Origin of the sequence: Limosilactobacillus reuteri subsp. reuteri (assembly GCF_000016825.1) — a bacterium.
Lineage (GTDB): Bacteria > Bacillota > Bacilli > Lactobacillales > Lactobacillaceae > Limosilactobacillus > Limosilactobacillus reuteri.
Genome location: NC_009513.1, coordinates 630,001 through 640,000, shown reverse-complemented (window position 1 = coordinate 640,000; position 10,000 = coordinate 630,001). Strand labels below are relative to the sequence as shown.

Sequence of the window (10,000 nt, the reverse complement as noted above, 5' to 3'; positions counted from 1 at the left end):
TTCACTCACGCGGTGTTGCTCCATCAGGCTTGCGCCCATTGTGGAAGATTCCCTACTGCTGCCTCCCGTAGGAGTATGGACCGTGTCTCAGTTCCATTGTGGCCGATCAGTCTCTCAACTCGGCTATGCATCATCGCCTTGGTAAGCCGTTACCTTACCAACTAGCTAATGCACCGCAGGTCCATCCCAGAGTGATAGCCAAAGCCATCTTTCAAACAAAAGCCATGCGGCTTTTGTTGTTATGCGGTATTAGCATCTGTTTCCAAATGTTATCCCCCGCTCCGGGGCAGGTTACCTACGTGTTACTCACCCGTCCGCCACTCACTGGTGATCCATCGTCAATCAGGTGCAAGCACCATCAATTAGTTGGGCCAGTGCGTACGACTTGCATGTATTAGGCACACCGCCGGCGTTCATCCTGAGCCAGGATCAAACTCTCATATAAAATATATAAGAACTTGAATAGCTCTCAATTATCTTTGTTATTAAGCGAATTGACTTCGCAAATGTTTTGCTTCAAATCACATCGTGATTGAAGACCCTACACATTTGATTCGTCGAAACTTTGTTCAGTTTTCAAAGGTCTACCTGTTGGCTAATCAAGCATCCAATCAGCATATTTATTATAACATGTATCAGATCGGCTTGTCAAGAAGAAATTTTAATTAATTTTGAATCCCTTTTGATTGATAACTCAATCAGCAACTTTATTAATATATCATGTCATCAAGTAGATGTCAACAGTTTTTATAAAATATTTCAAAAATCATTGACTTTACAACCATATTTACTCTTAATAATCTTAATAGATATGATCATTTACTCATGCCTTATCGATGACAGGAATTATATTCTACCCTATATTTTTATTATTTGCAATACTTTTTTATAAAAAAATTACCAGTAAGCAAATTAATTTTATCTCCTGGCAATTTTCTATTAATTAGTTCAATTACTAATAATTTTTTGTACTTAAAAGATCATCTTTAGCGTTTTTGAAATCACTTGGCAATGGTGCCGAAACAGTAATATTTTTACCTTTAAATGGACTATAAAAGCTTAGCCAATAACAATGGAGCGCTTGTCTAGCAATTAATCCTGATTCTTCACCATACATTTTATCGCCAATTAATGGAAAACCAAGACTAGCAAAATGAACGCGAATTTGGTGTGTCCGACCTGTATGCAACCTAATTTTGATGAGGCTTGCTTGAACATTACATTCTTGGCGCCAGTATTCAGTTACAGATGCTTTCCCCTCTTTCCCTACCATTCTTTTTACAAATGAATTGGGATCGCGTTGAATCGGCGCATCAATATAACCATGCTCTGCAGGAACTTTTCCTTTAATTAGAGCAAGATAGTTTTTCTTAACTAAATGTTTTTTTAACTGTTCATCGAGGACAGCGTGAGCAAATCGGTGTTTAGGAAAAACAACTAAGCCGCTGGTGTCACGGTCTAAACGTGTCGCAACATGGGTAACCTGATTTTCATAATTTTGGCGCTTATAGTAGCCTTTTACCCGATTCACCAAACTATCGGCTACCGGAACATTATGAGCCGGAACTGTTGCTACTCCTGCCGGCTTATTCATTATTAAAAAATCCTGGTCTTCATAAATAATATCGATAGGTGCCTCACTGACATCCACATTATCATTAGCAGTTTCTGGAGGGAGGATTAATGTTACCTTATCAAGGTAATTAACAGTATCAACGGCCCACTTATCTACCCCGTTTATTTGCATTTTTCCTCCATGGTATATGGCTACTTTTAATAACGAAGAAGAAACCCCATACATTTTTAATGCCGATCGTAATTTCCGTGGTGTGCGATGATCGTATATCCAATTAAATTTCATTAATGCACTCCACCAATAAATGAATCTTTTACTCGATTCCAGAAATTATTATGCCGATATTGAGCAAAATATATTCGTTGCTTGGATACTTTATAAGATAATTCAGTCAGATACCGTTCTTTCTCGCTTTTAAGCATCCATTGATCACGGTCGCATGTAAGCACATGACCATTTTCATCACGCAAACGCAAAATTAACTCAGCATCAGCACCAAAAATAATCGGTGAGCCTAGGGTCCGAAAAACCCGGTTGTTAAGTGAAGCCATTTCTGCTAACTGAAAGCCAACACTATTTGGATCGACAATGGCACCACCGACTGATTTATTATAAGCAGTTGAACCGGTTGGAGTTGAAATACATAAACCATCCCCCCGAAAGTTTTCAAACAGATGATTATTAATAAACACATCACATACCATTGTTCGTGTAACATTCCGAATTGTTGATTCATTAAGTGCAATATAATTCTCTATCTGCCCATCAGAATAAGTAGCCTTCATATCAAGTAAGGGATATGAAACTGCCTGTCCGCTATCTTTTACTAAACTATCAACTAAATCATCAATTTCAAAACTCCGCCAATCCGTATAAAATCCTAAGTGCCCAGTATGAATTCCAACAAAGCGAATGTTATTTAAATCTTTTTGATAATGATGAAAAGCTGATAACAAAGTGCCATCACCACCAATTGTTATTACAACTTCTGGATTTTTTTCGACATAAGTTAAACCTGCTCGTTTCATTTCGGTTTTTAAAACCTTTGTCACTCGTTGAGATTCTGCTGTTTCATTATTATATATTCCAATTCTCATAACTTACTCCTTTAACTCATCTTCATTAATAGAATTAGTTGACCTCCGCTTAGAAAATAATGTCTGTGCTTCCTTTATTTCTTCTCGAATCTCTGACATTTCATTATCAAGCTTAAACGCTGCCTCTGCGGCTCTTTGCAACCTTGCAGATAGCTCCTCAGGAAACTCACCTTGATATTTATAATTTAAAGAATGTTCTACCGTTGCCCAAAAGTTCATCGCAAGGGTTCGCACCTGAATTTCAGCTAATATTCTTTTTTCTCCAGTAATCAATTGGACCGGATATTCAATAACAATATGATAGGAACGATATCCACTTGGTTTAACGTTGGTGATATAATCACGTTCCTCTAAAATAGTCATATCACTTCGCTGCCGTAATAAGTCAACTACCTTATAAATGTCTTCTACAAATTGACACATGATCCGCAAACCGGCAATATCTTGCATATCTTGCTCAAGGCGGTCCTCTTGCACATGTCGTCTAATCATTTTTTCTTTAATACTATCAACTGGCTTTACTCGTCCAGTTACAAATTCAATCGGAGAATGTTGCGTTTGGTCTTGAAATTGCTTTCGCATCCCCCGTAATTTGACTTTTAGTTCATTTACGGCCTGCTGATATGGCAATAAAAAATGCTGCCAATCTTCAATCATAATTCAGCCTCCTGTTAAATCTCCGTATATTTTAGCACATTTATAATAATAACTCTTGTAATTATCTTAAAACTAAATTCTTTACAAATAGTTAGATATTTGCAAAAATAATTATGTTCACAGGATTAGGATTTTGAGTATACAAATGATCGGAGGGGTTAATTATGCTCGAACTTCATCTTTTTGTGAATCCATTAGGAATGCGCTGTTTACGGTGTGAAAAAGACGTGTTAAAAATTGATCGTGATTTAAATACAAAAATTAGTTACCAATTTGTACCACTATTCAATATGAAAACGATCGATAGCACACTTAAATATTATCATCTTAATCCCCATGATCTTGCTGCAAGACAACAAGTATCAAAAACCCTTAATCAAGTAATATTAGATTATAAAGCAGCCCTCTTCCAAGGACGAAAACGTGGACGGCATTATCTCTTACAATTACAATCTGCGCTGATTAACCAAGGCTTGGATTACAACGATGGATTAATTAATAAAATTGCACATGATTCACACCTTGACTTAGAAATGTTTTTTGAGGATCGGCAAAGTCAACTTGCTAAGCAGGCTTTCCGTCAAGATCAAAAAATCGCAAGTAATCTAGGCGTATCAGAAACGGCTACCGCAGTCGTTTTTAACACCGAAGATTCTGATTACGGCCTAATGATTCCAAATTTTGACTATAATACTTTAATAAACGCATTTAAAAGCCGAAAATTGGCTCGATCTGCATCCTTAGATGAATTTGTGAACCAATATCGTCCACCAAAGCTACAAATTATACAAAATAATAATTAATAAAAAAGAGATTGGAAAAGTTGGTCTTTCATTATTGCACCATCTATCCAACCTCTTTTTTTATTTTCTGCCTAGAATTGTAATCGTTCTCTTGAAAAAGTAAGCTTTACTAGTTTCCCTAGTAATTTTTTGCTTTCGTCCACTGCGGTTTCGGCCATCCGATTATTAATTGTGGTTAAAAATGCACTCACATCCTGGTGTTCTGCTATTTCCTTATCCGTATTCTTTTGAACATTCATTGTTTTTGCCATTACTTGCAATTCAAAGTTTTCTTCAATACTCTGTGCTTGCCGATAATTTTGGTCCCCAAGCGCAGCAATTGTATGAGTGAGCCAATACATATCGTCTATTGAATATTCAGTACTAGTGTTTCGATAAGGGATTGGGGTATCGTCAATATTTGCATAAAAGGGAACCACAGCATTAAAAGTATTAGGGCCAAATGCCAACCAATGGACACCAGCAATACTTGCAGGAACATTATTACGTATTTGTAAAATATGTAATTCTAAGTTTCGGTTTAATGCAATTGACCTAAATGGTGCTTTATCTCTTTCTAAATGATATGGATCAAAAGCTGTCCCTTGATAATGAGAACTCATTAACTTCTTGATTGTAGTTACAGTAAGCTTTTCTTTTGCATAACAGATGAATGGAAGGTTATTACTTTGCGGATTAGCATTTATCGTCCCTAATTGCTGCTGAACATACCATGCTCGTGGGTTGTTGTAGACAGTATCAGTAGCAGTTGCACTTCCACAAATACGTCGTAAATTGTATTCATTCTCGCTAGGATTTAACTTATTTTGATCAATCCACTGTTTCAAATTTGGTGAACTCATTGTGTTGGGACCGTCAAAATCAAAATTAGTAATGTTAAATCGATTAGGAGCAATCACATAGGCACTATCAGGAATTTTAACAGCTGCCCAATGATGACCGCCAATCGTTTCCATATACCACACTTCATTATTATCACTAAAAGCTATCGCATTAGCCTCATAAGTACCATACTTTTCTAATAAACTTCCTAGTTTCTTAACACCATCTTGAGCACTCTTAATATAAGGAAGGACTAATGTTACAAAATCTTCTTCGCCAATTCCAGATAAAGTGTTATAAGGATCTATTGCTAATATCCGGGCATTAGTAGTAATAGTTTCAGTCGCACTCATCGCAACATTTACACCATTGATACCGCCTGCACCAAAAATTCCATCTTTATCGTCAGCATCTGGCGTAGAAGTATATTTTAGCTTAGGAACTGGTAAATCAATTTTAAAGTCAGTTGTTTTGCTTTGATATTGACGTGGCTGTCTTTCTGGTTTTACTAATACAAATCTTTGAGGATTAAATGCATTACCATAATCTTCCTCACGACAAACTATAGTTGACCCATCAATCGTTGCATTCTTTCCTGCTAAAAACATTGTACATGTATGTTGCATATTATGATCTCCTTTTAACCAGCTGTAGTTTTAACTGTGCATCATTAAACCATTGTGGACGATGAATTAAAATAAGATGATTATCCTCCCTATAAATTACTTTAAAGGCAATTAATTCGTTTGTATATTGGTTGATAATAATATTGCGAATCGTTTCTGGAGGTAAACAACCGGGGAATAGCCAGTCGCTTTTATTTACCTTCATTAATAAGTTTTTCCATTCCTTATCCCCCCAAGAATAAAATAAAGGGAATTTCTCTATCTCTAATATTACACCAATTCGCCAAATAATTATTGGAATAGACATTGCCGGCCAACTTGCAATAAGATCATGGCATACCAACGGACATTCTGATAAAGCGTGACCAGTAAGTCTTAAAGTAGTTAATGATAGTTCTCTTATTTCTTTACTTGGAAAATGATACTGTTTCTTCTCCAACATTTCAATCTGCTCCATTAAAATAGTCTTTTTATCATACTTTAACCGGCTATAGGAGCAACGCCAGTATTTCTGATTAATAACTAATTGCGCCCTTTTCACATCCCAAAATAAGAGAACAAACTGTTTTCTAAAAATTTGCGTAAACTGCACGATTTTTTTATTCCTCAAGTTACGCAAATAAGGTGATCCTAATATCCACCAAACCGGAATTCTTAACTGGCGATACCCTTCATTACGTGCTAATAACTTTTCAAGGCTTAAGGGACTACATTGAAATTCAACTGCTACAGTATGCCCATTAATTTCTAAAAGAATATCTGGCCGTTGAGCAATTGTTGGAAAATAAACTTCTAATTGCGGATTCCAATGATGCTTTTGTGCCCATTGATAGATCTGTTTTTTTCCTTTTAAATGTTCTAACGTTTCACCCTCGCTAAAGCCACAGTCATTTCCCTTCTTATGGGCATAATGAGTAATCTTATGCTTTCCTCGTCGCAAGATCACTCCCTGCCCGCATCCTGGACAATAATATGCCATATCGCTTTTGGCGTTTCCAGCCAACACTAATTGATCGTTATGAACTGCAATTAACATTTAATCCCCCTATATATTTATATACGGAAATTAATCAATTTTGCACGAAAAAAAGCTACGTTGAGTATGAACTCAAACGCAGCTTATTCAAAATAGTGTCGAATTAAATGCAAGGCAGATACTGACATTATTTTCTTTCCATGTTCACTTAGAAAATCAACCGTTGTTGCCGTGGGGTTTCCATATTCATAAGCAAGAGCAAGTTGATCTTTAACATCATTACTGTTCAAAATAGAATCAGAATAAGCAATTGCTAAATAATACAAATCATTGTACTTATATAAATATGATGAAACATCATCACTCTCAGCAATTTTCGCAAAATCAATCAAATCTTCAAAAGAATCAAATGTAATTACTTGCCAGTTAGTATGTTGAATCTCATTATCCTCTGAATCATTAATCGCTGTTTTTCTTTGATCTTGATCCGGACTATTTTTTTGAATCAAATGTTGCTTAATATATTTGGACACCTGGTCATTAATTGGTCCATGCTGTTCATTCCCAGCAAAATTAGAATCATTTTTACTAATAAATAATTCTAAGCCATTATTAGTGGGCATCACCTGAAAAGTAACCGCATCGTTGTTTTGGAATTGGTGATCAGTATCTACTTCTTTTAGGATACTATAAAAGAAATCCTCAATTTGCTGATGATCGCCAAGTAAGTCTAGAATAGTGATACCCCGAGCAGATAAATCATCATTATCTACCAAAACGCGAATAGTATTTTCATTAATGCGTTCCATCTCCATTGAGCAGCACCTCCTTTTACCAAAACTAGATGTTACTTCTATTGTAAGGATTTTCGCTTAAAAGTAAAGTTACTCGGTTAAAAGAATAAAAAAAGGAAAGCATATCACTTTCCATATTCTATCAGTTAAATCATATTTGCTTTTTCTTGAGCTTCTACTAGTTCAAGTTCACGAACCTTTCGAGGTAAGAAGCGACGGATTTCGTCTTCATTGTAACCAACTTGAAGCCGTTTATCATCAATAATAATCGGACGTCGTAACAATCCTGGATTTTTACTAATTAACTTAAACAGAGCCTTCATTGACAAATCATTAAGATCTACACTCAACTTTTGGTAAGCTTTAGACCGCTTTGAAATAATATCTTCAGTACCATCTTCAGTCATCCGTAAAATATTCTTAATTTCATTTAAAGACAATGGTTCAGAAAAAATATTCCGTTCCTTAAAAGCAATATCATGTTCTTTTAGCCAGGCACGTGCTTTACGACAAGACGTGCAACTTGGAGACGTATATAGTGTAACCATTTCGTTTAGTGGCCTCCTTTATTAAGTTAAACTAGAACATTCATTAATACATTTTTTATTATACTCCCTATTCAATTAATATTAAAGCGATATAACAAAAATTATTGACTTTTTGTAAGCTATCTTACTATTATATTTTCCATTTATGTCTTAGCAAAAATAAAGTAGATAAAATTTACAATTTAATTATTTTACATTAAGTTGTACTATAATAAGTATGACTACTAACTTCTGAGGAGGAATTAATATGTTAACAAAAATTAGCTTAACATTTGGTTCACGACAAATTTTACAATCAATCATTGATAAATATCCCGAACGTCATTTTAAATTAATGCAGGCAACTACTCATACAAGAAAATTAGCATTATTTGACCTTTCTGGAAAAGATACTATTTTTCAATCACCAGTAAAATTAACAACTCTTGATTCAACGCTAGATGCTCAATTAAATGGAATGTTTTACTACCAATCATTTCAAGTAAACGGTGACCGTCAAAAGCTACTTTATAATACACTTCAAAAGGTATTAACTGAACCAGCTGACATGAATGGTGGTTATATGCTTAGCGTTGATAATAAAGCGGAAGCTACTACTTTAGTTTTACTGACTGCTTGGGCTGATTTTGAAGCCTTAACTGCATGGAAGGAAAGCGAAACCTTTACATCTTTAAAGAACTTCACCAGTATGGGGTCAGACAATAGTTACTATGATGAAATTTACAAACCCATTTTTTAATAAGTAGAATAACATAAGGGCATTTGCCAATGGTATTTAACTGATACCTACAGCAGGACCATGAATTAGCATTTTCGGTAATTCATGGTCCTGTTTTTTTGATCTGTATTTTTATCAACTGTTTACTTTGGCCAATAAAAAAACTCCCCACCTATACGTAGGAAGTTTTTATCTATCACTAATTAATACGGTCCGTACGAGACTCGAACTCGTGATCTCATCCGTGACAGGGATGCGTCCTAAACCAACTAGACCAACGGACCAAAATTGCGGGGGCTGGATTTGAACCAACGACCTCCGGGTTATGAGCCCGACGAGCTACCAGGCTGCTCTACCCCGCGATAATAAAGATGACCCGTGCGGGATTTGAACCCACGATACCAGCGTGAAAGGCTGGTGTCTTAACCACTTGACTAACGGGTCATTACGGAGAAGGAGGGATTCGAACCCTCGCACCGCTTGCGCGATCTACACCCTTAGCAGGGGCGCCTCTTCAGCCACTTGAGTACTTCTCCAATGGGCCTAAATGGACTTGAACCATCGACCTCACGCTTATCAGGCGTGCGCTCTAAACCAGCTGAGCTATAGGCCCATATCTAAAAGCGGGTAACGAGAATCGAACTCGCGACAACAGCTTGGAAGGCTGTGGTTTTACCACTAAACTATACCCGCATAATATTAAGTTAATGGCGCGGGACGGAATCGAACCGCCGACACACGGAGCTTCAATCCGTTGCTCTACCAACTGAGCTACCGAGCCAAATATAAACGGTCCGTACGAGACTCGAACTCGTGATCTCATCCGTGACAGGGATGCGTCCTAAACCAACTAGACCAACGGACCAAAATTGCGGGGGCTGGATTTGAACCAACGACCTCCGGGTTATGAGCCCGACGAGCTACCAGACTGCTCTACCCCGCGATAATATAAGGAGGATGAGGGATTCGAACCCTCGCGTCGCTCTCACGGCCTAGCGGTTTTCAAGACCGCCCCCTTCAGCCACTTGGGTAATCCTCCATAATGAATTAATAAGATTAAACAATAATGATTCATCAAAGCTAATCTCTGATGGACCTTGTAGGACTCGAACCTACGACCGGGCGGTTATGAGCCGCTTGCTCTAACCAACTGAGCTAAAGGTCCAAAACAGCCAGCCAATCGCGGCGGGGGGGATCGAACCCTCGACCTCCCGGGTATGAACCGGACGCTCTAGCCAGCTGAGCTACACCGCGAAAAAACTAATAATATATTAATTTTATAAATCGGGAAAACAGGATTCGAACCTGCGACCCCCTGGTCCCAAACCAGGTGCTCTACCAAGCTGAGCTATTTCCCGAAAAATGCACCCAGAAGGAGTCGAA

At 37.2% G+C, this 10,000-nt stretch carries 9 protein-coding genes, 14 tRNA genes and 1 rRNA gene (2 of these 24 running past the window's edge); 2 read left to right on the top strand and 22 right to left on the bottom strand.

Annotation, left to right across the window (positions count from 1 at the left end; genetic code table 11):
* The 4 genes from LREU_RS03105 to LREU_RS03090 all read right to left on the bottom strand — a co-directional run.
* A 16S ribosomal RNA gene (locus tag LREU_RS03105) occupies positions 1-445 on the bottom strand; it reaches 1,131 nt to the left of the window's first position.
* Between the two features lie 510 nt (positions 446-955).
* Complete coding sequence (locus tag LREU_RS03100) at positions 956-1,861, bottom strand: RluA family pseudouridine synthase (protein WP_003666885.1); 906 nt, start codon at positions 1,859-1,861, stop codon at positions 956-958.
* The gene (locus tag LREU_RS03095; RefSeq protein ID WP_003666883.1) at positions 1,861-2,673 is read right to left on the bottom strand and encodes an NAD kinase; all 813 of its coding nucleotides are present in this window, start codon (positions 2,671-2,673) and stop codon (positions 1,861-1,863) included. The genes LREU_RS03100 and LREU_RS03095 overlap by 1 nt, the downstream gene beginning before the upstream one ends.
* Positions 2,674-2,676: 3 nt before the next feature.
* Positions 2,677-3,330: a GTP diphosphokinase gene (locus tag LREU_RS03090; RefSeq protein ID WP_003666882.1), complete on the bottom strand. Its 654-nt coding sequence runs from the start codon at positions 3,328-3,330 to the stop codon at positions 2,677-2,679.
* A 164-nt stretch (positions 3,331-3,494) separates the two neighbouring features.
* Between LREU_RS03090 and LREU_RS03085 the strand changes: the two genes are divergently transcribed.
* Positions 3,495-4,133: a DsbA family protein gene (locus tag LREU_RS03085; protein ID WP_003666881.1), complete on the top strand. Its 639-nt coding sequence runs from the start codon at positions 3,495-3,497 to the stop codon at positions 4,131-4,133.
* 71 nt (positions 4,134-4,204) lie between these two features.
* Here the strand turns inward: LREU_RS03085 and LREU_RS03080 are convergent, their stop codons facing one another.
* From LREU_RS03080 to spxA, 4 genes are all read right to left on the bottom strand, one after another.
* Positions 4,205-5,581 carry a C69 family dipeptidase gene (locus LREU_RS03080; RefSeq protein WP_003666880.1) on the bottom strand — a complete coding sequence of 459 codons (1,377 nt, stop codon included), beginning with the start codon at positions 5,579-5,581 and terminating at the stop codon, positions 4,205-4,207.
* 1 nt (position 5,582) lies between these two features.
* Entirely contained in the window at positions 5,583-6,617 is a 1,035-nt protein-coding gene (locus LREU_RS03075; protein WP_003666879.1) for a competence protein CoiA, read from the bottom strand.
* An 83-nt stretch (positions 6,618-6,700) separates the two neighbouring features.
* Positions 6,701-7,372: an adaptor protein MecA gene (locus LREU_RS03070; RefSeq protein WP_003666878.1), complete on the bottom strand. Its 672-nt coding sequence runs from the start codon at positions 7,370-7,372 to the stop codon at positions 6,701-6,703.
* Positions 7,373-7,497: 125 nt separating this feature from the next.
* Complete coding sequence (gene spxA, locus LREU_RS03065; RefSeq protein ID WP_003666877.1) at positions 7,498-7,899, bottom strand: transcriptional regulator SpxA; 402 nt, start codon at positions 7,897-7,899, stop codon at positions 7,498-7,500.
* Between the two features lie 247 nt (positions 7,900-8,146).
* On the opposite strand from spxA, the gene LREU_RS03060 reads away from it, so the two are divergent.
* Positions 8,147-8,638 (top strand): hypothetical protein, encoded by a 492-nt coding sequence (locus LREU_RS03060; protein WP_003666876.1) that lies wholly within the window; start codon positions 8,147-8,149, stop codon positions 8,636-8,638.
* A 188-nt stretch (positions 8,639-8,826) separates the two neighbouring features.
* Here LREU_RS03060 and LREU_RS03055 read toward each other — a convergent pair.
* From LREU_RS03055 to LREU_RS02990, 14 genes are all read right to left on the bottom strand, one after another.
* Positions 8,827-8,901 (bottom strand) — tRNA-Asp (locus LREU_RS03055).
* A 4-nt stretch (positions 8,902-8,905) separates the two neighbouring features.
* Positions 8,906-8,979 (bottom strand) — tRNA-Met (locus LREU_RS03050).
* A 10-nt stretch (positions 8,980-8,989) separates the two neighbouring features.
* Positions 8,990-9,061: transfer RNA gene (locus tag LREU_RS03045), tRNA-Glu, on the bottom strand.
* A 4-nt stretch (positions 9,062-9,065) separates the two neighbouring features.
* Positions 9,066-9,153, bottom strand: a tRNA-Ser gene (locus LREU_RS03040).
* A 2-nt stretch (positions 9,154-9,155) separates the two neighbouring features.
* Positions 9,156-9,230, bottom strand: a tRNA-Ile gene (locus LREU_RS03035).
* A gap of 9 nt (positions 9,231-9,239) precedes the next feature.
* Positions 9,240-9,310 (bottom strand) — tRNA-Gly (locus LREU_RS03030).
* 15 nt (positions 9,311-9,325) lie between these two features.
* Positions 9,326-9,398 (bottom strand) — tRNA-Phe (locus tag LREU_RS03025).
* A gap of 9 nt (positions 9,399-9,407) precedes the next feature.
* Positions 9,408-9,482: transfer RNA gene (locus tag LREU_RS03020), tRNA-Asp, on the bottom strand.
* Between the two features lie 4 nt (positions 9,483-9,486).
* Positions 9,487-9,560, bottom strand: a tRNA-Met gene (locus tag LREU_RS03015).
* A gap of 8 nt (positions 9,561-9,568) precedes the next feature.
* Positions 9,569-9,656, bottom strand: a tRNA-Ser gene (locus LREU_RS03010).
* Positions 9,657-9,708: 52 nt separating this feature from the next.
* A tRNA-Ile gene (locus tag LREU_RS03005) sits at positions 9,709-9,782 on the bottom strand.
* A 15-nt stretch (positions 9,783-9,797) separates the two neighbouring features.
* Positions 9,798-9,871 (bottom strand) — tRNA-Met (locus tag LREU_RS03000).
* 30 nt (positions 9,872-9,901) lie between these two features.
* A tRNA-Pro gene (locus LREU_RS02995) sits at positions 9,902-9,975 on the bottom strand.
* A gap of 5 nt (positions 9,976-9,980) precedes the next feature.
* A tRNA-Arg gene (locus LREU_RS02990) sits at positions 9,981-10,000 on the bottom strand (it continues 54 nt past the right edge of the window).